This is a genomic window from Nonomuraea aridisoli (genome assembly GCF_003236395.1).
Taxonomy (GTDB): domain Bacteria; phylum Actinomycetota; class Actinomycetes; order Streptosporangiales; family Streptosporangiaceae; genus Nonomuraea; species Nonomuraea aridisoli.
Genome location: NZ_POUD01000051.1, coordinates 22,637 through 42,644 on the forward strand (window position 1 = coordinate 22,637; position 20,008 = coordinate 42,644).

Below are 20,008 nucleotides of genomic sequence, written 5' to 3' on the forward strand. Positions count from 1 at the left end.
AGCGGCGCCGGCGGCTACACCTTCCTGAACACCACCAGCTCGCTGCGGTGGTCCGCGCCGATCGGCTCCCAGGCGGCGGGCCGGATGCCGGCCGACATGAGGACGGAGCCGTGCAGGCGGGAGCCGTCGCTCGTCCGCTCGTACAGCGCGTCCGGGTCGAGGCCCGTGAGCCGCAGGTGGCGCGGCCCGCGCTTGGCGTTGCCGAGCGGGTTGTAGACCAGCACCACGACACGGTGGTCCAGGACGTACTGCACCGCCGAGCGCTCCTGGCCGGGCGTGCCCGCGAGGCGGTACTGGCGGCCGTGCTGCACGACCGGGCGGATCTCCTTGTACTGGGCGATCAGCTCGGCCGCCTCGGCGAGCTCGGCGGACGTCCACTCGGGCAGGTTGCCGCCGATCCCCAGCACGCCCGCCATCGCCACGTGGAAGCGGTAGCGCAGCGGCATGGCGCGCCCGGTCGTGGGGTTGGGCGAGTCGGTGACCCACGCCGACATGGTGCCGGCCGGGTAGAGCTGCGAGAAGCCGTGCTGGACGGTCTGCCGGTCGCGGGCGTCGGTGTTGTCCGACGGCCACACCTCGTCCGTACGGCGCATGATCCCGAAGTCGATGCGCCCGCCGCCGCCCGAGCACGACTCGATCCGCAGCCGCGGGTGGCGCTCGCGCAGCAGGTCCATCACGCGGTAGACGTTGCGCGTGTGCTCGATCCAGACCCGGTCCTGCTCCGCCTCCCGTTCGGGCCAGCCCGCCTGGGTGAACGGGCGGTTCATGTCCCACTTGAGGTAGTCGAGGTCCAGCTCGGCGACCAGCCGGTCCAGCCAGCCGAACGCCCAGTCGCGGACGTCGTCGCGGGCGAAGTTGAGCAGGAGCTGACCGCGTTTCTCGTCCCTGCGCCGGTGCGTCATGTGCAGGGCCCAGTCGGGATGCGCGCGGTACAGGTCGCTGTCGCGGCTGATGCTCTCCGGCTCCACCCACAGGCCGACGCGCATGCCCGTGTCGCGGATGCCGTCGAGCAGGCGGCGCAGCCCGTCGGGGAAACGCTCGTGATGCGGCCACCAGTCGCCCAGCGACGTGGTGTCGTCATCGCGGCGGCCGAACCAGCCGTCGTCGATCACGAACAGCTCGACGCCGAGACCGGCGGCGATCTTGGCGAGCTGGAGCTGGTGCTCCCCGGTGACGGCGAACGTGGTCGCCTCCCACGAGTTGTACAGCACCGGCCGCTCCTCCTGGGCGGTGGGCAGCACGTGCCGGCGGGCGTACTCGTGCCAGGACCTGCTGGCCGCGCCGAAGCCGCCGGCGCTGTAGAGGCCGAGCGCGGCCGGTGAGACCAGCTCCTCCCCCGGGGCGAGCCGCCAGCGCGGCCCGTCGTGACCGAAGCCGCCCGAGACGCAGACGCCGCCTTCCGGCCGGTGGGTCGTGGTCAGGCGCCAGCTCCCGCTCCAGGCCAGCGCGACGCCCCAGACCTCGCCGTGCTCCTCGGTGGCCGCGCCGTCGTCGATCATCACCCACGGGTTCGCCGTGTGGCTGGTGACGCCCTGGCGGCTGGTGAAGACCAGCTCGCCGACCGGCAGCGGCCCCCGCTGGAGCTGCAGCTCCTCCGCCCACGCGCCGAAGACGCCGCTGTAGCGGTACGACGCCGCGTCGGGGATGAACCAGTTGCCCGAGTCCAGCCGGGTGACGGTCACCTCGGCGTCGCAGCGGTGCCGGACGGTGGTCCAGCGTTCGATGACGTCGGTGTCGTCGCGGACGCGCACGGACAGCACGATCTCGAACGGGTGGTGCGCGTCGGTCAGCAGCAGGTCCAGCCGCTCCGCCCCGCCGCCCTCGTCATGGACGCTCGCCCCGGCGAACGACGGCTCCACCGAACGCGTATGACCGAAGGAGACCTGCAGGGACGGCACGCCCCACCGGGTGCCGCCGTCGACCGGCAGCAGCTCCTCGACCTCGGCGGGCGTGGAGAAGCTGCTGACGTGCCGGCGCGCGCCGGAGGCCGCGACCTGGCGCGCGGCCTCGGCCGTCAGCCTGGGTCCCCAGTACTTCTGACGTGGTGTGGCCTCCCCCGTGAGCGGGTCGATCTCCACGGCGATGACGTACGTGGAGGCGGGCGTGGTGATCGCCCACCGGTGATCGTCAAGAGGAGTTACAGGCATCGGCGTCCCCCGCGCTGCTGGATCGATCAGGCCGCTGGAGACTAAACCCGATTAGTGCACCCGGTCAACGAACCGATCCCGATCAAGCAGGACATCTCCGGCGTGGAGTGATTGAGACCACTTCTTTACTTGACAGGGCGAATAAATCGGGCGGAACAATGGTCCCCGTGTTCTCACAGAGCGCATCGGTCCCTGTGCGGCTCACGGACGCCATGCGATCGGTGTTCGTCGAGCTGCTCGTGCACGGGCCGCTGTCCAGGGCCGAGGTGGCGCGGCGGCTGGCCCTGTCGCCGTCCGCGCTGACCAAGGTCACCAAACCGTTGATCGAGGCGGGCTATCTGCTGGAGGCGGCGGGTGAGAGCCCGGCCACCGTCGGGCGGCCCTCGCAGCCCCTGCGGGTGGACGCCTCCCGCATGGCGTTCGTCGGGATCAAGCTCACCGAGGACGAGCTCTTCGCCGTCCGCACCGACCTGCGGGCCACGATCCAGAAGGAGGTCGCCAGGCCGCTCGCCGGCCACGAGATCGACGACGTGCGCGGCCAGATCGCCGACGTCGTGGGCGAGCTGACCGTGCCCGGCCGGCCGCTGTCGGCGGTGGGCATCAGCCTCGCCGGGACCGCCACGCCGAGCGATCCCGTCGTGCACACCGCGCCGTTCCTCGGCTGGAGCCAGTTACCGCTGGCCGAGATGGTCGAGGAGGCCGTGTCCGTGCCCACGGTGCTGGACAACGACGTACGGGCGCTGACCGCGGCGCAGCAGTGGTTCGGCGAGGGCGTCGGCCATTCGTCGTTCGCCCTGGTCACGGTCGGCGCGGGCATCGGCTGCGGGGTGGTCGTCGGCGACCGGCTGGTCAGCGGGCGGTCCGGCGCGACCGGGCTGGTCGGCCATCTGCAGATCGACGACCGCGGCCCCCTGTGCGAACGGGGGCACCGGGGTTGCGCCCGCGCCTACGCCAGCTCCCCCGCCATCCGCCGCTCGATCGCGGCGGCGCTCGACCAGCCCGATCTCACCTTCGACGACTGCCTCGCCATGGCGGCCGGCGGCCACCCCGTCGCCCGCCGGGTGTTCGACGACGCGGGGGCCGCGCTCGGCCAGGTGGTGGCCACCGTCGCCAACATCACCGGCCCCGAGCTGGTCGTCCTGTCCGGCGAGACCGTCCACATGTACAACGTGTGCGCGGAAGCCTTCCAGGCCGCGCTCATCCGCCACACCCACTGGACGACCACTCCCGTACGGGTGGTCGTCAAGCCCTTCGCCTTCAACGAGTGGGCGAGGGGAGCGGCCGTCGCCGCTCTCCAGCATCTGCTGCTGCACCGCTGATCATTCGCCGGCGGGCACGAGGAGGTCAGATGACCAGTGATACCGTCCGCGCCACACCCCGCCTCACGGCCGGGGCAGTGCCCGACAAAAGCCCTCCGCGCCGACGACGCCTGGGCGACCTGCCCATCGCGATCGTGTTCGTCCTGCCGGCGGCGGTCGGCTTCGCGGTCTTCTACGTCTGGCCCGCCCTCCGGGGCGTGTACCTGAGCCTGACCAAGTACAACGTCCTCACCCCACCTCGTTTCATCGGGCTGGAGAACTACCGGCAACTGTTCGGTGACCATCTGTTCTGGAACGCCCTGAAGGTCACCGCCGAGTACGTGGTGCTCAACATCGGCACGCAGACCGTGATCTCGGTGCTGCTGGCCGTCCTGCTGCACCGCCTGACCAGGTCGATGGTGGTGCGCGGGATCGTGCTGCTGCCCTACCTGGTGGCGAACGTGGTGGTGGCGCTGGTGTGGTTCTGGATGCTCGACTTCCAGATCGGCGTGGTCAACCAGGTGATCGAGTGGCTGGGCTTCGACCGGGTGGCGTTCTTCGGCGCCGACCTGGGCATCGGCACCATCGCGATGATCAACACCTGGCGGCACATGGGGTACACCGCGCTGCTCATCTTCGCCGGTCTGCTGATGATCCCGCCGAGCGTCTACGAGGCCGCCGCGATCGACGGCGCCTCGGAGTGGCGGACGTTCTGGCGGGTCACGCTGCCCCTGCTGCGGCCGATCATGGCGCTGGTCATGGTGCTGAGCGTCATCGGGTCGTTCCAGGTCTTCGACACCGTCGCCGTCACCACGGGAGGCGGTCCGATCAACGCCACCCGGGTCATCTACTTCTACATCTACGACCTGGCGTTCAACCGGTTCAACTTCGGTTACGCCGCCGCGCTGTCGTCCGTGCTGTTCGTGCTGCTGGCCGGCATCGCCTACCTGCAGCTCCGCCTGTCCAGGGCGGGCGAGTCGGATCTGAAGGGATCGTGATGGCCTCCATCCGCTGGGGCCGGGTCGCCGGCTGGGCCGTTCTCGTGCTGGTCATGGTGGCCACGTTGTTCCCCTTCTACTGGATGTTGCGCACGTCGTTCTCCAGCACCCGCTCGCTGGCCGCGGGCGCGGGCGACCTGTTGCCCGTGGACTTCACGCTCGGCGCGTACCGCCGGGTGCTGGGCCTGTCGAGCACCGCGGAGGCGGTGGCGGAGGGCGGGTCGACCGGCACCGTCGACTTCTGGCTCTACCTGCGCAACTCCATCGTGGTCGCGACCACGGTCACGACCGGGCAGGTGTTCTTCAGCTCGATGGCCGCCTACGCCTTCGCCCGGCTGCGCTGGCCCGGCCGCGAGGCCGTCTTCACGATCTTCGTCACCGCCCTGATGGTGCCGCCGATCTTCACCACGCTGCCCAACTTCGTGCTGATCAAGGATCTGGGGCTGCTCAACACCTACCTCGGCATCGTGCTGCCGCACCTGCTCATGACGCCGTTCGCGGTGTTCTTCCTGCGGCAGTTCTTCCTCGGGATCAACGCGAGCGTGGAGGAGGCCGCCCGCCTGGACGGCGCCGGGCACGTGCGGACGTTCTTCCGCATCATCCTGCCGATGAGCAAGGGACCGATCAGCACGCTCGCCATCCTCGTCTACATCACGAGCTGGAACGACTACTTCTGGCCCCTGCTGGTGGGCAAGGCGGAGAACGTCCGGGTGCTGACGGTCGCGCTCGGCGTCTTCCGCTCCCAGACCCCGCAGGGCTCCCCCGACTGGGCCGGGCTCATGGCCGCGACGCTCTTCGCCGCGTTGCCGATGATCGTGCTGTTCGCCCTGCTCGGCCGCCGGGTCATCGACTCCATCGGCTACACCGGCGTCAAGTGAACGCCGTCCCCCAACCCACGGAAGGTTCGAAGTCGTGAAGCGTTCTCTCATCATCGCCGGAGTGGCCACCTTGCTCCTGAGCGGCTGCGGCGCCGATCCGGAAGGCGGCTCGGGCTCCGCCACGATCGACTACTGGCTCTGGGACGCCGCCCAGCAACCGCAGTACCAGCAGTGCGCCGACGCCTTCCACAAGGCGAACCCGCAGTACACGGTCAAGATCACCCAGTACGGCTGGGACGACTACTGGAACACGCTGACGACCGCGTTCGTCTCCGGGACCGCGCCCGACGTGTTCACCAGCCACCTGTCGCGGTATCCGGACCTCGCCTCCCAGGGCCAGCTGCTGCCCATCACCGACCTGGTGACGCGGGACAAGGTGGACCTGTCGGCCTACCAGGACGGCCTGGCCGACCTGTGGGTGACGCGGGACGGCCAGCGGTACGGCCTGCCGAAGGACTTCGACACCGTGGCCGTCATCTACAACACCGACAAGCTCAAGGAAGCCGGCATCAAGCCGGAGGAGATGTCCGAGCTGACCTGGAACCCGCAGGACGGCGGCACGTACGAGAAGGTCATCGCCCGCCTGACCGTGGACCGGAACGGCAAGCGCGGCGACGAGCCCGGCTTCGACAAGAACCACGTGGCCACCTACGGCCTCGGCCTGAACACCAGCGGCGCGGGCTTCGGGCAGACCGAGTGGAGCATGTACACGATGAGCAACGGCTGGCAGTACGCCGACCGGAACCCGTGGCCCAGCCGGTTCAACTACGCCGACCCCAAGTTCAAGGAGACCATCAAGTGGCTCACCTCGCTCATCGACAAGGGCTACGTGCCGAGCATGGACATCATCTCCTCCGGCGTCGGCCAGATCGACACCTACGGGGCGGGCAAGTACGCGATGGTCACCGAGGGCAGCTGGAACACGAAGACCTACTGGGCGCTCAAGGGCGTCAAGTCGGCCCTCGCCCCGACGCCGATCGGCCCGACGGGCAAGCGCGCGAGCCTGTTCAACGGGCTGGCCGACAACATCTCGGCCGGGACGGACAACCCTGACGCGGCCTGGGCGTGGGTGAAGTTCCTCGCCTCGCCGGCCTGCCAGCAGGACATCGTGGCCAAGCAGGCCGTCATCTTCCCCGCGATCAAGAGCGCCACGGTGGAGGCCGAGAAGGCGTTCGCCGACACCGGGATCGACGTCAAGCCGTTCACCATGCACGTGAAGGACGGCACCACGCACCTGGCGCCCATCTCCGACCACTGGGCCGACATCACGACCATCATGACGGAGACGATGGACTCGATCTTCTCGTTCAAGAGCGACATCAACGCCCTCGACCCGGCCAACGACAAGATCAACGCGCTGTTCCAGTAACACCGGGGCCGGTGTCCGGTACGCGCAGGGCGAGCAGGGCGATGTCGTCGTCGGGCTCGCCCCGCGCGGCCAGCAGCTCGTCGCAGAACCGCTCCACGGGCGCCTTCGCGAGCGTCGCGGCCTGGCGGCGGAGGCGGTCCATGGCGCGGCCGATGTCCTCGCCGGGGCGTTCGACGAGCCCGTCGGTGTAGAGCAGGAGCGTCGAGTGCGGCGGCAGCGGGTCGCGGGCCTCGGGGCGGGGGTTGGTGACGTCCATGCCGAGCAGCAGGCCGGAGCCGTCCTCCAGGTAGCGGGCCTCGCCCTCCCGGGTGACCAGCAGCGGCGGCATGTGACCGGCGCTGGAGTGGTCGAACGCCCACGGCCCGCCGACCGGTGTCCTGATCAGGCCGTACAGGCACGTCGCCACCCGCTGGCCGTAGAGGGCGTCGTTGACGAGGTCCAGCCGGCTGAGGATCTCCCCCGGCGGCTCCTGACGGTCGTACGCCAGCGCGCGCATCATGTTGCGCAGCTGGCTCATGATGACCGCGGCCGACAGGTCGTGGCCGGCGACGTCGCCGATGACGACGGCCAGCTCGCCCTTCGGCAGCAGGAAGGCGTCGTACCAGTCGCCGCCGACCTCCGCGGCCTCGTACGCCGGGATGTAGCGGGCGGCGAGCCGCAGGGGGTCGACCTGCGGCAGGTCGGGCAGGAGCGAGCGCTGCATGCGCTCGGCGATGTGCCGCACCTTGTCGTACAGGCGGGCGTGGTCGAGGGCGAGCGAGACGCCGTGCGCGATCTCCTTGATCAGCCTCTGCTCGGCGGGGGTGAAGGCCTGGGCGGGATCCTCACGGGCCAGGGTCAGCGCCCCGTGGGTCCTCCACCGCACGCGCAGCGGGACGACCATCGCGGTCTTCCCGTCCAGCTGCCCGAACAGCTCCAGGCCCGACTCCCGCGCGGGCGGCAGCTCCGTCAGCGGTCCCGTCAGCAGCAGCGCGTCCGAGCCGCGCATGGCCCGCGCCACCGGCCCGGGGGTCTCGTCGGACAACCGCGGCAGCGGCTCGGTGAACACGCTGTCCGGCACTCTCCCGGGGTCGCGGTGGGTCACGGCCAGGTGGTACGGACGCCCGTCGTCGCCGAGCGCGTCGATCGCGCACCAGTCGGCCAGCGCGCACGTGAGGATGCTGGACAACCGCCGCATCCCTTCCGTGACCGACGGGGTGCTGTGCATGGCGGTGATCGCGTGGCTCAGCACCCGGGCGTGCTGCAGGGCCTCATCGGCGTGTGCCTCACTCCTGTCGGTGTCCATGCGCGATCCTCCCTGCGGGTGCCATGCCCCGGGAGGATGCGTTCAGGCCCGCCGGCCGGGGTGACGGCCCACGGCAAAGCGCGGGAAAACCGCGCGGGGGCGTGTGTTCAGGCGGTCCGCCGGCGCGCGCCGCCGCCCCGGGCGCCGCGGTTGACGGACTTTTGAGCCGTCACCCGGGTTTCACCAGCCGACGGCCCGCGCCAGCGGCGTGCCGGCTCCCGGCGCCAGCCGCTCGGTCAGCGGGATCGGCATCTGCGCCATGAACCGCGGCTCGGTGCCGAGGTGCTCCTGCGCGGCGTGCACGGTGAACGGGTGCAGCACGTACGCGTCGCCCGGCCGTCCGGTCGCGAACGCCAGAGGACGACCCCGGCTGGCGTCGTCCACGAGCGGCCCGGCCTCCATCGCGTCGATCGTCTTCTCGTCCAGGATCCCGGCCACGTCACGATGGGACCCGACGCGCACCCGGGTCGGCGCGTCGTCGGGGCCGACGTCGGAGAAGATCACCAGCAGCAGGAGCGTGCCGGGACGGCCGCTCACCCCCCAGCTCCCGTCGGGCCGCTCGGTGTTGGCGTCGATGTGCCAGCCGCGGTCGTCGGCCGGGGGCACCCGGGGGAACCGGACCGGGATGTTGCCGGCCACGCCGCGCGGGACCCACCTGTCCGGCCCGGCGATCGCGTCGAGCGCCGCGTACAGCCGGGGGCTGCGCATGAATTCCCCGAACGGCCCCTCGCCGGTCAGGTCGGCGGTCCACACCACCGGCTGCGTCCACCCGGAGGGGTCGTCGGGCGACAGGCCGATCCGCTGCCACAGCAGCGCTCTCGCGGCGTCGCCGACCTCGCGCGGCACCACCCCGTCGATCTTGGCGAACCCGTCGGTGACGAACTGATCGATGTCGACAACGTCCATGCCCGGAACGCTACCAACGCCGTCTACTGGTTTTCCGGGTGACGAAGCCCGGCCAGGAAGTCGTCGGTCAGGCGGATCTGGTGCTCCGGCGGGAAACGTTCGGGGTCGAAGAGCGCCTGCACGACCAGGCCGTGCGTGAACGACAGCACGGTCTGCGCCAGCCGTACCGGATCGGCCTCGGCGGGCAGCTCGCCGAGGCGCCGCGCGTCGCCGATCGCGGCGCGCAGCGTCTCGCGGATGCGCTCGTAGCGGGCGGTCTGCGCGGCGAAGAGCGCGGGGTCGGAGAGCGCGAGATCCCAGGAGCCGACCCAGATGCGGTTCATGGCCGTGCTGTCCGGGGTCAGCGGGAGGATGTCGAGCACGTGGGCGCGCAGCGCGGGCAGCCCTGGGGCGGGCGTCTTCTGGCGCGGGCGCTCGCGCGTGCGGGTCTCGAGGATGTCGAGGGCGTGGGCGACGAGCTCCCGCTTGCCCGCGAAGTAGTGGGTGACCAGGCCGGTGGAGGCTCCCATGGCTTCGGCGACCGCCCTCAGCGTGAGGCCGCCGAAGCCGTGCTCGGCGAGGACCCGCCACACGGCCTCGGAGACGTCGTGGCGGCGGGCGTCGTGATCGGTGCGGGCTGGGCTCACGGAATGCTAGCTTACATACCGAACGTTTGTTATGTACGTCCTTCGGAGGCTTTCGATGTTCGCTCTCCCCCTCACCCCCGGCGCCGAGCTGCGGCCGCTGGAGCCGTGGCAGGCCGAGGAGTTCCTCGCGCATCTCGACCGGGCGCGCGAGAACGTCTCGCCGTGGGTGTCGCCCTCGTTCGTCGCCTCCGACCTCGACGGAGCCCGCGGGGTGCTGCAGGGGTACGCCGACAGACGGGCGCGCGACGCCGGCGCCATCTGGGGCATCTGGCTGGACGGCACGCTGCGCGGCGGCGTGATGCTCCGGTCGTTCGACGCCGCGCTGGGCGTCTGCGAGGTGGGCTGCTGGCTGGAGCCCGCCGCCGAGGGGCGCGGGCTGATCACGAACGCCGTCGGCCGGGTCGTCGACTGGGCGGTGCGGACGCGCGGCATCCAGCGCGTCGAGTGGCAGGCGCTCGCGGGCAACGTCCGCAGCCTCAACGTCGCCCGGCGTCTCGGCATGAGCCGCGAGGGCGTCCTGCGCCAGGCCGTCCCGCGCGACGGCGGGCGCGCCGACATCGAGATCTGGTCGCTCCTGGCGGACGAGTGGCGGGGCTGACTCTGGTTGGCTTGAGTCTCCAGTAAGGGGAGACGCGAAGGTGGGGCCATGGACGCGGACACGCTCTACTCGATCGGCGACCTGGCCCGGCGCACCGGGCTGACGGTCAAGACCATCCGGTTCTACTCCGACGAGGGGATCGTGCCGCCCGCCGACCGCAGCCCGGCCGGCTACCGCCGTTACGGCCCCGACGCCGCCGCCCGGCTCGACCTCGTGCGCACGCTGCGCGACCTCGGGCTCGACCTGGCCACGATCCGCAAGGTCGTGAACCGGGAGGTCCCCCTCGCCCGGGTCGCCGCCGCGCACGTGGAGGCGCTGCGGGCGCAGATCCGCACGCTGCGGCGGCGGCAGGCGGTGCTGACGGCGGTGGCCCGGCGCGGGTCCACCCCTGAGGAGATGGAGCTCATGAACGAACTCGCCGGCCTGTCCGAGGACGAACGCCACCGCCTGATCACGGACTTCCTCGACGCCACCTTCCCCACCGACGGCCCGCCCCCGGGTGCCAGCGGCTCGACGGCCCCACAGGCAGACGGTTACGCGGGGATCAAAGGGTCAGCACCCCCGCACCCCGCGGACGATGTCGCGGAGGTCAAGGGGGCGACTCCCCCGCACCCGGTGGGCGATTTCGCCGGGGCCAGGAGTTCGATGACCCCGTATCTGCCGGAGGATCCCGAGCCGGAGCAGGTCGAGGCGTGGGTGGAGCTGGCCGAGCTGTCCCGCGACCCGGAGTTCCGCGCGGTGATGCGGCGCATGGCCGTGCTGCACGCGGCCGAGCGTGCCGGGGGCGGTCTCCCGCGTCCGGACGCCGCGGCGATCGTGCGCGACGTGGTCCGCCCGGCGCTGGAGGCGGGCGTGGATCCGTCCGCGCCCGAGGCCGCCGCCGTCGTCGCGCAGGTCCGCTCCCGGTACGGCGGGGCCGACCTGCGGGCGGCGCTGGAGGCGGCCTGCGACGTCCGCAGGGACCGCTACATGGAGCTGCTCGCGATCGTCAACGGCTGGCCGCCGCCGGAGCCCCTGACACCGGCGCTCACCTGGTTCGCCGAAGCGCTCCGCGCCCAGGCCGCGTCGCGGTAGGACCCCAGCGGCGCCCCGCTCGCGCGGGACGAGCACGTCACCCGGCGCCGGGAGACGAGCCGCACCCGCCCTCGGCGCATCCCGCCTGCGCCCTCTCCGCGCCGCGCGTTCTCATCCAGAGCGCAGCCATCGGGCGAACGGCGTGGTGGCGACGCGGGCGCGGCCCTCGTCCGGCACGAGCGCGCGCTCGTCCAGCTCGGCGCCGAAGTACGGCGCGCCCGGGTCGGTGATCACCGTGCGCCGGTCGCCCCACACGGCCAGGGCGGTCCGCGCCACCTCGTCCAGCCGGAACACCTCGGGCCCCGCCACCTCCACGATGTCCCGCAGCGGCGGCCCGGTGACGATCTCGGCGAGCACGGCGACGACGTCCGCCGCGGCGACGGGCTGGACGAGCGCGGGCGGCAGCAGCACCGTGCCGCCCTCGGCGGCCGAGTCCGCGATGGCCCGGACGAACTCGAAGAACTGCGTCGCCCGCACGATCGAGTACGGGATCCCGGACTCCTCGATCAGCCGCTCCTGCGCAACCTTGGCGCGGTAGTGCCCGGAGCCGGGCACCCGGTCGACCCCCACGATCGACAGCACGACGTGGTGCCAGACCCCCGCGTTCCGCTCGGCGGCGAGGACGTTGCGGGTCGCGGTGGTGAAGAACTCCATCGCCGCCCCGGCCTCCGAGGACCGCCCCTTCGACACGTCGGCCACGACGTCGGCGCCCGCCACCGCCGCGGCCAGACCCTTGCCGGTGACCGCGTCCACCCCGGTGGAGGGCGAGGCCGGGACCGCGTCATGCCCCCTCCCGCGCAGCTCCGCCACGAGCCTGGACCCGATGAGCCCGGTGCCGCCGATCACCACGATCTTCATGGACGCAGGGCCGCCTCGAGCACGCCGATGGCCTGGGCGATGGCGGCGGAGGCCGCGCGGGTGCCGCGGACGGGGTTGAGCATCATGAAGTCGTGCAGGATGCCGTTGTAGCGCACGCTCGTCGTCGGCACGCCCGCCTCGGTCAGCCGCCGCGCGTACGCCTCGCCCTCGTCGCGCAGCACGTCGTTCTCGTCCACGATCACCAGCGCGGGCGGCAGCCCGGCCAGGTCCTCCAGGCTCGCGCGCAGCGGCGACGCGGTGATCTCGGCCCGTTCGCGGGGGTCGGTGGTGTACGCGTCCCAGAACCACGCCATCGCCTTGGCCGTCAGGAACGGCCCGCCGGCGAACTCCCGGTAGCTCTCGGTGTCCTGGGCGGCGTCGGTGACGGGGTAGTAGAGCGACTGCTGCACGAACGTCACGTCGCCCCGCCGCTTGGCGATGATGGCCAGCGCGGCCGCCATGTTGCCGCCGACCGAGTCGCCGGCCACCGCCATCCGCCGCGCGTCCAGCCCCTCCTCCGCCCCGCTCGTGGTCACCCACCGCGCGGTCGCGTACGCCTGCTCGATCGCGACCGGGTAGCGGGCCTCCGGCGAGCGGTCGTACTCGACGAACACGACCGCGGCGTTCACCCCGGTGGCCAGCTCGCGGACGAGCCGGTCGTGCGTGCCGGCGTTGCCCAGGATCCAGCCGCCCCCGTGGACGTACAGGATGACCGGCAGCTCACCCGACGCGCCGGCCGGTTTGACGATCCGCACCCGCACCTCGCCGACGTCGGCAGGGACGGTGATCCACTTGTCGTCCACGTCGGGCATGTCGATCGGTGCGGACTGGATGTCGTCCAGCACCTGGCGGGCGCGTTCGGGCCCGAGCTCGTAGAGGAAGGGCGGTTTCGAGGTCGCGTCCGCGATCTCCTGGGCGGCCGGTTCCAGAACGTGCCTGCTCATGGCGGGCTCCTCACCATCGACGCGCTGATCAGAACCCACGTAACCGGCTGCCTCACGACCAAGGCAACAGCCGCCCAGAAGATCGTTCACCACGCTTTCCCCGCACGGAGGTCACAACGCCTTCAGGACCCCGGCGCCGGCCGGTGGCGGGCCGGTGTCCGGCGGATGCGTCCACCTGGATGATCCGACGCTCGTGGCATACTGGCCCGATGCCGATCCAGGAAGGGTTCCGCAACCAGCGGCTGACCGTGGTGCCGCGCCGGGTGGTCGCCGCGGCGCAGTCCCGCCCGGTCACCCGCCGGCTCATGGTCACCGACACCGGTTACTATCCCGTCGCCGCGGATCACCTGATGACACGGCCCGGTGGCACCGAGGAGGCCGTCCTCATCGTGTGCACGGCCGGCCTGGGATGGGCGAACATCGGCGGCGTCCAGCACCGCGTCGGGTCCAGCGCGGCCCTGGTGATCCCGCGCGGCGTGCCGCACGCGTACGGCGCGTCCGCGGAGAGTCCCTGGACGATCTGGTGGTGTCATCTGCGCGGCAGCGACCTGCCGGAGCTGATCGAGCAGATCGGCGCGAGCGTGTCCAGGCCGGTGCTGTGCGTCCGGCACGTCGATCGGGCCGTGGCCCTGCTGGACGAGATCGTCACCACCCTGGAGCGCGATCACTCACCGGCCAGCCTGATGGGCGCGGCGGGCGCCGCGTGGAAGCTCCTCACCCAGCTCGTGGTCGACCGCGCCATGCCGGCGCCGGGCGATCCGTTGCAACGCGCGATGGCGTACCTGGCCGAGCGGCTGGACAGCCCCGTGCGCGTCCCCGACCTGGCCGCGCTGGTCGGCGTCTCCCCCTCGCACCTGAGCGCGCTGTTCCGCCGCGCCACCGGAGGCGGGGTGCTCGCGCACCACACGGCGCTCCGGATGGCGCACGCGCGCAACCTCCTCGACACGACGGACGCGACCATCGCCGACGTCGCGCGCGAGGTGGGTTACTCCGACCCGTTCTACTTCTCCCGCCATTTCCGGCGGATGCACGAGGCCAGTCCCAGCGAGTACCGCAACCGGGCCAAGGGCTGAGGCGTCACGGCGCCGTGCTCACCACCCGCAGCACCACGGACCTGTCGACGTCCAGCGACGGCGCTTCGACGCCGGCCAGGCGCAGCACCCGTCCGGGCAGGGTGACGCCGGCGCGCTGCCACGGCGGCAGCACCGCGCCCGCCGCGGGAGCGGATCCCGGGTGGACGGCCTCGACCGTGTAGTCGCGGGTGTCGTCCAGCCCCGGGAGCCGGATGCGTCCCGGCGGCCAGGTCGCCGGCCGCTCGACCACGCTGAACGCGTACAGCGCCTGTGACCGGTCGCCCGACACGACCCCCTCCAGCCGGTACGCCGCGTCGGGCAGGTCGGCGTGCACCACCCGGCCCGTGTGCAGCAGCGCCCGGTGCTCCTTGTGGAACGCCACCCAGCGCGCCAGCGCGGCCAGGGTCTCGTCGTCGGCGGTGAGCAGGTTCGTCTCGATGCCGAGGTGCCCCCACAGCGCCTTCTCCGCGCGGTAGTCCAGCGGATGGGCGCGGTGGGTGGTGTGCGACTCCGCGGCGCCGATGTGCGTGCCCTGCATCTCCGGCGGGACCAGCAGCCCCGTCCAGCGCTGGATCTCCAGCCGCTCGTGCGGGTCGTTGCAGTCGCTCGGCCACACCCGGTCGGCGTACTCCAGGACGCCGAGGTCGATACGTCCGCCTCCGCTGGCGCACGACTCGATCTCCAGGCCGGGGTGGGCGGCCTTGAGCCGCTCCATCAGCCGATACACCTGCTCCACCTGGGTGCGCACCCCCGGCCGGCCGCCGGGCGCGTGGCCGGCGTCGAGCAGGTACCGGTTGTGGTCCCACTTGATGTAGGCGATGCCGAGCGAGCCGATCAGCTCGCTCATCCGCTCGAACACGTGGTCGTACGCGCCGGGGTGGCCGAGGTCGAGCACGTGCTGGTACCGGGAGGGCAGCCCGGGGCCGTGCCCGGCGTCGAAGATCCACTCAGGGTGGCGGCGGGCGAGGTCGGAGTCGAGGCTGACCATCTCGGGCTCGAACCAGAGGCCGAAGTCCATGCCGAGTACGCGGACGCGCTCGGCGAGCGGTTGGAGGCCCTTCGGCCAGACGGCGGGATCGACCGTCCAGTCGCCGAGCGAGCTGGTGTCGTCGCGGCGGCCGAGGAACCATCCGTCGTCCAGCACGAACCGCTCGGCGCCCAGCTCGGCTCCGCGTTCGGCGAGCCTGAGCAGGGTGTCGAGATCGTGCTGGAAGTAGACGGCCTCCCAGGTGTTCAGCACCACGGGCCGGGGCGTGCGGGGGTGCCGCGGCCGGGACCTCAGGTGCCGGTGGAAGCGGGCGGCGAGCTCGTCCAGCCCCGAGCCCCATGACCCGTACTGCCAGCGGCCGCGGAACTCCTCGCCCTGGGCGAGCACCACCTCACCGGGCAGCAGCAGTTCCCCGGCCGCGAGGTGCCGGGTGCCCGCCGGGGTCAGCTCGGCCGCGAGCACCTGATTGCCGCTCCACGCCAGGTGGGTGGCCCAGACCAGCCCGTCCCCGAACCCGAACCCCTGCTCGCCGGCGACCAGCAGCAGTGTGTGCTCCAGCCCCGGTTTGCCGCCGCGCGAGGCCCGCACCCACTCGCCCACGCGGAACGGCCGCCGCTGCGGCACGCGTTCGAGCGACCAGCGGCCGGTCAGGTCGAGGATCTCCGTGGCGTCCGACGGCACGGGCAGCGCCGTTCGAGCGAGGTCAGGCGGTACGGCTCCGCCGCGTCGTTCCTGAGGGTGGCCCGCTGGCGGACGAGCCCGCTGCCGGCGAGCACCTGGATCTCGACGTCGACCGCGAGCCCGAACTCGGGGTCGCGCGCGTGGCTGCGCAGCACGCCCCCGTCGGCGGTCTGCGCGGTCTCGTGCGTCGCCTGCCGGAAGTACGGCGCCCAGCGGCGGCCGTCGCCGTCGCCGGCCAGGCCCGGACGGCCGAGCCAGCCCTCGGCGAGCTGGGGAAGCACGGGGACGGGCTGGGGATAGGTGACGGCGCTGTCGCCGATGGCGGGCAGCGCGGCCCGCTGGAGCCCGGCCAGGGCGGCGTCGTCGAGGTCACCGAGGTCGGGCCCCCAGTGCAGGATGCGCGGCAGCCGTCCGCCGTCGACGGCGACGACCAGGCTGGTGCCGCCGGCGCGCAGGTGGATCGGCGCGGGCTGGGTGTCGTTCATTGTGCGTGGTTCTCCGCGGTCGCGTCGGTGCGGGGAGGTGTCGTCATCCTTTGAGCCCGCTGTTCGCGATGCCCCGGAAGAACTGGCGCTGCAGGACCAGGAAGACGATCACCAGAGGGATCGAGCACACCAGCGCCCCGGCCATGAGGGTGGGGTAGTCGGTGCCGAACTGCCCCTGCAGACCGGCCAGGCCCACCGGCAGCGGGCGGTTCTCCCCCGAGGGCGAGACGATGAGCGGCCAGAGCAGGTCGTTCCACGAGTAGAGCCCGGTCAGCACGGTCAGCGCGGCGAGCATCGGCTTGACCATGGGCAGCATGACGTACCAGAAGATCTGGAACGGGTTCGCGCCGTCGAGCCGGGCGGCCTCCTCGAAGTCCTTCGGCAGGTTGAGGAACGCCTGCCGCATCAGGAAGGTGCCGAACGCCGAGAACAGGCCGGGGATCGCCAGGGCGGGCAGGGTGTCCAGCATGCCGAGGTCGCGGATCAGCTGGTACTGGCCGATCAGGAAGAGCTGGCTGGGCACCATGAGCATGGCGATGAACAGGCCGAACAGCGCGTCACGGCCGGGGAAGGACATGCGCGCGAAGGCGTAGCCGGCCAGCGCGGCGACCGCGACCTGCCCGGCGACCCGCAGCACCAGCGCGCCGACGGACACCGCGAACATCGACCAGAACGGCACGGTCGAGAAGAACGTCTCGAACGCGTGCGCGCTGAACTCGTTCGGCCAGATCGTCGGCGGGACCCGGCTCACTTCGGAGGTCGTCTTGAAGACGGTGAGGAGCTGCCACACGAACGGCACCACCATGACGACGGCCGCGACGCCCAGCACGAGGTGGATCGGCCAGGTGGACGTCGGTGTGCGACGCCGCTGCGCGCGGCGGACGGCGGGCTCAGCCATAGAAGACCCACGATTTCTGAAGACGGAACTGCAGAGCGGTGGCGATCATGATCACGATGAGCAGCACGATCGCGATCGCGGCGCCGTAGCCCTGCTCGAACTGGACGAACGCCTTCTCGTAGAACAGGTAGACGATCGTCTTGGAGTCGGCGAGCGCGGTGTTGTTCACGCTGCGCAGCATGATGAAGATCAGGTCGAACATCTGCAGGGCGGCGATCACGGTGAGGATCGTGACGAAGAAGATGCTCGGGCTGAGCAGCGGCACGGTGATGCGGAAGAACTGCCGGATTCGCCCGGCGCCGTCGAGGGCGGAGGCCTCGTAGACGGCCTTGGGGATCGCCTGCAGACCGGCGCCGAGGATGATCAGGTTGATGCCGAGGCCCATCCAGATCCCCACCACGCCGAACGCGTAGATGGTGAACCGGGGGTCGGCCACCCAGTACTGGCCGTCGACGCCGAACCACGACAGCACGTAGTTGAGCAGGCCGAAGTCGCCGTTGTAGATGAACCGCCACACCATGCCGATCGCGACGGGCAGGGTGACGACCGGCAGGAAGAACAGCACCCGGTAGATCGTGCGCCCCCGCCCGGCCTGCTCGATCAGCGCGGCCAGCGCGACCGCCAGGGGGATGCCGAGCAGGACGATGACGGTGTAGAGCGCGGAGTTCCCGAACGCCTTCCAGACCTCGGCGTCGCCGAGCAGGTTCGCGTAGTTGCCGGCGCCCACGAAGGTGGCGGGCCCGAACGCCGGGACGTCCTGGAAGCTCTTGACCAGCGTGGACAGGAAGGGCCACACGTACAGGGCGATCAGGCCGGCCGTGGCCGGGGCGACGAACGCCACCGCCCACCACCCGCTGGGCTGGGTGCCGCCGGCGCGGCGGCCGGCCGGCCGCCGCGCGGGCTTCGCTGTCACGTTCGTCATTGCTTGGCGAGCACCTGGTTGACGGCGTCCTGGTACTCCTTCGCCGCGGTCTCGACGGGCTTGGCGCCCTCCCAGGCCGGAGCGAGATACTGCGCCGCGAGCCCCTGCCACTCGGCGGTGTCGCCCGCGACCGGCAGCGGCACGCTGTAGTCGATGGCGTCGATGAAGACCTGCAGGTCGAACTCCGGCATCGACTTCAGCCACGGCTCCTGCGTGCCCTTGTAGGCGGGGAGCACCGTTCCGGTGGCCGCCTGGATCTCGGCCGCCTCGGCGCCGCCGAGGAAGGCGAGGAACTTCTTGAGCTCCTCGGGGTGCTCGCTGCCGGCGTACCCGGCGTTGCCGATGCCGCTGGTGACGGTCGCGCGCTTGACGCCCTGGGGCAGCGGGGCGACGTCGACCTTGCCCTTCAGGTCGGGGTTCTTGCTGAACCGCAGCGCCCAGTAGGCGCCCGAGAAGTACATGGCGACCTTCTGGCTCTCGAACATCGCGACCGCCTCGGTGTCCGACAGCTGCTTCAGCGTCGGCGAGGAGCCGGCGGCCTGCAGGTCGGTCCAGAACTTCAGCCCGGCCACCGCCTGCGGCCCGGCGAAGTCGGCGGCCGTGCCGTCGGCGTTGAGGATGGTGCCGCCCGCCTGCAGGATCGTGTTGTAGTAGCCGCCCTGCGGGTCGATCGGCGCGGCGATGCCCCACACGCCCTTGTCCGGGTCGGTGAGCTTCTTGGCCGCCTCCTGCGCGTCCTTCCAGCCCCACGTGTCGTCGGGGTACGGGACGCCCGCGGCGTCGAAGAGCGCCTTGTTGTACCAGATGCCGTTGGTGTCGAAGTCCTTCGGCAGCGCGAAGATCTTGCCCTCGTAGGTGTAGGAGTCCGAGACGGCCTTGGGGTAGACGCTCATGTCGATGCCCGCGGACTTCACCGTGTCGGACAGGTCGACCAGCGCGCCGCCCTTGGCGTACTCGCGGAAGTGGTCGGCGAGCATCCAGAACGCGTCGGGGGCGGTGCCGCCGGCGACGCCGACCTGCAGCGTCGACCAGTATTCGGTCCACGGCAGCGTCTGGATCCTGACGGTGACGTTCGGGTTCTGCTTCTCGAACTCGGCGGCGATCTGCTCCATCGCCGGCGTCTGGTCCTCACTCCAGTTGGCGTAGGTGAGGGTGACCTTCTCGTTCGAGCCGCCGCCGGTCCCGCCGCAGGCGGTGAGCAGCGTCGCCGCCACGGTCAGGGCGAGGGCGGCCGTCCAGGTGTGTTTCATGATGTTTCCTCGCGCTCGGGTGCTCCGGTCGTCGCCGGCCGGCAGGGTTGGCGGTTGACGGATGTGACGTGGACGCTGCTGTCGACCCAGTCGACGTGCACGCCGGCGTCTTCAGGGCCCGCGGCCTCGCCGCGCAGGCACAGCGTCCGGGCGCCCTCGATCCCCACGTCGAAGGTGATGACGGGCTTGCCCGCCTCGACGACCGCGGCGAAGACCTCGCGGTCGTCCGCGAGCACGCTGACCCTGGCCCGCCCGGCCGACTCGTCGTCGACGCCGACGGCGCCCGTCAGCCTGCCGGCGCGCCCGCCCAGGTGGAAGCGGGCCTCGGAGTACGGCGCCGTGCCGAGACCGCGCTCGAACTCCTGCCCGGCCACGCGCAGGGGGCCGCCGTCGCCGGGGTTGCCCCCGCCGTTGGACCGGTCGCGCTCGACGGGGCCGTCCTCGTTGACGAACGCGGTCATCGGCAGCTCCGAGAGCGCGTACTCCCCCGGTGCCAGGGGACGTACGACGCGGACGTGCGCCACGACGGGGACCACGCCGTCGCCGTCCCGCTCGACCGTGACGACGCCGAGCCGTCCGGGCGGCAGCGCCGGTCCGGGACGGACGGCCCAGCCGGTCTCGGTGACGCGGTCGGCCGTCCAGCCCGGGGGCAGGCGCAGGCGGGCGTCGGCGTCCGTCGTGATCGTCGCGGTGCCGTCCGCGCCGAGCTCGGCGATGGGTGGGTGAGCCG

At 71.7% G+C, this 20,008-nt stretch carries 18 protein-coding genes and 1 pseudogene; 7 read left to right on the forward strand and 12 right to left on the reverse strand.

The genetic code is table 11. The features are described from left to right. Positions 1-14: 14 nt before the first annotated feature. Positions 15-2,147 (reverse strand): alpha-galactosidase, encoded by a 2,133-nt coding sequence (locus C1J01_RS14880; RefSeq protein WP_111179551.1) that lies wholly within the window; start codon positions 2,145-2,147, stop codon positions 15-17. 212 nt (positions 2,148-2,359) lie between these two features. Between C1J01_RS14880 and C1J01_RS14885 the strand changes: the two genes are divergently transcribed. From C1J01_RS14885 to C1J01_RS14900, 4 genes are read left to right on the forward strand one after another with little or no spacing between them, the layout of a single operon-like run. Next, positions 2,360-3,466: an ROK family transcriptional regulator gene (locus tag C1J01_RS14885; protein WP_181448754.1), complete on the forward strand. Its 1,107-nt coding sequence runs from the start codon at positions 2,360-2,362 to the stop codon at positions 3,464-3,466. A gap of 29 nt (positions 3,467-3,495) precedes the next feature. Then, positions 3,496-4,443 carry a carbohydrate ABC transporter permease gene (locus tag C1J01_RS14890; RefSeq protein WP_111179553.1) on the forward strand — a complete coding sequence of 316 codons (948 nt, stop codon included), beginning with the start codon at positions 3,496-3,498 and terminating at the stop codon, positions 4,441-4,443. Then, a complete protein-coding gene (locus C1J01_RS14895; RefSeq protein ID WP_111179554.1) occupies positions 4,443-5,321 on the forward strand; it encodes a carbohydrate ABC transporter permease in 879 nt (292 codons plus the stop codon). The genes C1J01_RS14890 and C1J01_RS14895 overlap by 1 nt, the downstream gene beginning before the upstream one ends. A gap of 34 nt (positions 5,322-5,355) precedes the next feature. Further along, a complete protein-coding gene (locus tag C1J01_RS14900) occupies positions 5,356-6,690 on the forward strand; it encodes an ABC transporter substrate-binding protein (protein ID WP_111179555.1) in 1,335 nt (444 codons plus the stop codon). On the opposite strand, the gene C1J01_RS14905 is transcribed toward C1J01_RS14900, so the two are convergent. The 3 genes from C1J01_RS14905 to C1J01_RS14915 all read right to left on the reverse strand — a co-directional run bounded on the left by C1J01_RS14905 (position 6,671) and on the right by C1J01_RS14915 (position 9,507). Continuing rightward, positions 6,671-7,975 carry a PP2C family protein-serine/threonine phosphatase gene (locus C1J01_RS14905; RefSeq protein ID WP_111179556.1) on the reverse strand — a complete coding sequence of 435 codons (1,305 nt, stop codon included), beginning with the start codon at positions 7,973-7,975 and terminating at the stop codon, positions 6,671-6,673. The two genes, C1J01_RS14900 and C1J01_RS14905, sit on opposite strands and share 20 nt — an antisense overlap. A 180-nt stretch (positions 7,976-8,155) precedes the next feature. Continuing rightward, positions 8,156-8,881: a phytanoyl-CoA dioxygenase family protein gene (locus tag C1J01_RS14910; RefSeq protein ID WP_111179557.1), complete on the reverse strand. Its 726-nt coding sequence runs from the start codon at positions 8,879-8,881 to the stop codon at positions 8,156-8,158. A gap of 23 nt (positions 8,882-8,904) precedes the next feature. Then, on the reverse strand, positions 8,905-9,507 hold the full coding sequence (locus tag C1J01_RS14915; RefSeq protein WP_111179558.1) for a TetR/AcrR family transcriptional regulator: 603 nt from the start codon (positions 9,505-9,507) through the stop codon (positions 8,905-8,907). 55 nt (positions 9,508-9,562) lie between these two features. Here C1J01_RS14915 and C1J01_RS14920 point away from each other — a divergent pair, with 55 nt between their 5' ends. Next, entirely contained in the window at positions 9,563-10,105 is a 543-nt protein-coding gene (locus C1J01_RS14920) for a GNAT family N-acetyltransferase (RefSeq protein ID WP_111179559.1), read from the forward strand. A gap of 48 nt (positions 10,106-10,153) precedes the next feature. Next, positions 10,154-11,179 (forward strand): MerR family transcriptional regulator, encoded by a 1,026-nt coding sequence (locus C1J01_RS14925; RefSeq protein ID WP_111179560.1) that lies wholly within the window; start codon positions 10,154-10,156, stop codon positions 11,177-11,179. A 111-nt stretch (positions 11,180-11,290) separates the two neighbouring features. Here the strand turns inward: C1J01_RS14925 and C1J01_RS14930 are convergent, their stop codons facing one another. Together C1J01_RS14930 and C1J01_RS14935 are read right to left on the reverse strand one after the other, a co-directional pair. Beyond that, a complete protein-coding gene (locus tag C1J01_RS14930; protein WP_111179561.1) occupies positions 11,291-12,037 on the reverse strand; it encodes an SDR family oxidoreductase in 747 nt (248 codons plus the stop codon). Further along, entirely contained in the window at positions 12,034-12,981 is a 948-nt protein-coding gene (locus C1J01_RS14935) for an alpha/beta hydrolase (protein ID WP_111179562.1), read from the reverse strand. Before C1J01_RS14935 ends, C1J01_RS14930 begins: the two co-directional genes overlap by 4 nt. Before the next feature lie 209 nt (positions 12,982-13,190). On the opposite strand from C1J01_RS14935, the gene C1J01_RS14940 reads away from it, so the two are divergent. Then, positions 13,191-14,054 (forward strand): AraC family transcriptional regulator, encoded by an 864-nt coding sequence (locus C1J01_RS14940; RefSeq protein ID WP_111179563.1) that lies wholly within the window; start codon positions 13,191-13,193, stop codon positions 14,052-14,054. Between the two features lie 4 nt (positions 14,055-14,058). Here the strand turns inward: C1J01_RS14940 and C1J01_RS14945 are convergent, their stop codons facing one another. From C1J01_RS14945 to C1J01_RS14965, 6 genes and pseudogenes are all read right to left on the reverse strand, one after another. Continuing rightward, a complete protein-coding gene (locus C1J01_RS14945; RefSeq protein WP_328589635.1) occupies positions 14,059-15,504 on the reverse strand; it encodes an alpha-galactosidase in 1,446 nt (481 codons plus the stop codon). After that, positions 15,484-16,208: pseudogene (locus C1J01_RS53470) on the reverse strand (glycoside hydrolase family 36 N-terminal domain-containing protein); the annotation flags it as partial. The gene C1J01_RS14945 and the pseudogene C1J01_RS53470, both read right to left, overlap by 21 nt. Positions 16,209-16,251: 43 nt before the next feature. Continuing rightward, entirely contained in the window at positions 16,252-17,106 is an 855-nt protein-coding gene (locus C1J01_RS14950) for a carbohydrate ABC transporter permease (protein WP_111179564.1), read from the reverse strand. Further along, a complete protein-coding gene (locus tag C1J01_RS14955) occupies positions 17,099-18,028 on the reverse strand; it encodes a carbohydrate ABC transporter permease (RefSeq protein ID WP_111179565.1) in 930 nt (309 codons plus the stop codon). The genes C1J01_RS14950 and C1J01_RS14955 overlap by 8 nt, the downstream gene beginning before the upstream one ends. Beyond that, positions 18,025-19,278, reverse strand: coding sequence for an ABC transporter substrate-binding protein (locus C1J01_RS14960; protein ID WP_111179566.1), 1,254 nt, complete (start codon positions 19,276-19,278; stop codon positions 18,025-18,027). Before C1J01_RS14960 ends, C1J01_RS14955 begins: the two co-directional genes overlap by 4 nt. Further along, positions 19,275-20,008: NPCBM/NEW2 domain-containing protein (locus C1J01_RS14965; protein ID WP_181448755.1), on the reverse strand; the 734-nt coding region annotated here is incomplete at its 5' end. The genes C1J01_RS14965 and C1J01_RS14960, both read right to left, overlap by 4 nt.

Coding starts and splice junctions, on each gene's coding strand:
- C1J01_RS14895 (WP_111179554.1), top strand. CDS start 4,443: ATGGCCTCCATCCGCTGGGGCCGGGTCGCCGGCTGGGCCGTTCTCGTG.
- C1J01_RS14880 (WP_111179551.1), bottom strand. CDS start 2,147: ATGCCTGTAACTCCTCTTGACGATCACCGGTGGGCGATCACCACGCCC.
- C1J01_RS14930 (WP_111179561.1), bottom strand. CDS start 12,037: ATGAAGATCGTGGTGATCGGCGGCACCGGGCTCATCGGGTCCAGGCTC.
- C1J01_RS14885 (WP_181448754.1), top strand. CDS start 2,360: ATGCGATCGGTGTTCGTCGAGCTGCTCGTGCACGGGCCGCTGTCCAGG.
- C1J01_RS14905 (WP_111179556.1), bottom strand. CDS start 7,975: ATGGACACCGACAGGAGTGAGGCACACGCCGATGAGGCCCTGCAGCAC.
- C1J01_RS14920 (WP_111179559.1), top strand. CDS start 9,563: ATGTTCGCTCTCCCCCTCACCCCCGGCGCCGAGCTGCGGCCGCTGGAG.
- C1J01_RS14925 (WP_111179560.1), top strand. CDS start 10,154: ATGGACGCGGACACGCTCTACTCGATCGGCGACCTGGCCCGGCGCACC.
- C1J01_RS14910 (WP_111179557.1), bottom strand. CDS start 8,881: ATGGACGTTGTCGACATCGATCAGTTCGTCACCGACGGGTTCGCCAAG.
- C1J01_RS14955 (WP_111179565.1), bottom strand. CDS start 18,028: ATGACGAACGTGACAGCGAAGCCCGCGCGGCGGCCGGCCGGCCGCCGC.
- C1J01_RS14940 (WP_111179563.1), top strand. CDS start 13,191: ATGCCGATCCAGGAAGGGTTCCGCAACCAGCGGCTGACCGTGGTGCCG.
- C1J01_RS14950 (WP_111179564.1), bottom strand. CDS start 17,106: ATGGCTGAGCCCGCCGTCCGCCGCGCGCAGCGGCGTCGCACACCGACG.
- C1J01_RS14960 (WP_111179566.1), bottom strand. CDS start 19,278: ATGAAACACACCTGGACGGCCGCCCTCGCCCTGACCGTGGCGGCGACG.
- C1J01_RS14890 (WP_111179553.1), top strand. CDS start 3,496: ATGACCAGTGATACCGTCCGCGCCACACCCCGCCTCACGGCCGGGGCA.
- C1J01_RS14935 (WP_111179562.1), bottom strand. CDS start 12,981: ATGAGCAGGCACGTTCTGGAACCGGCCGCCCAGGAGATCGCGGACGCG.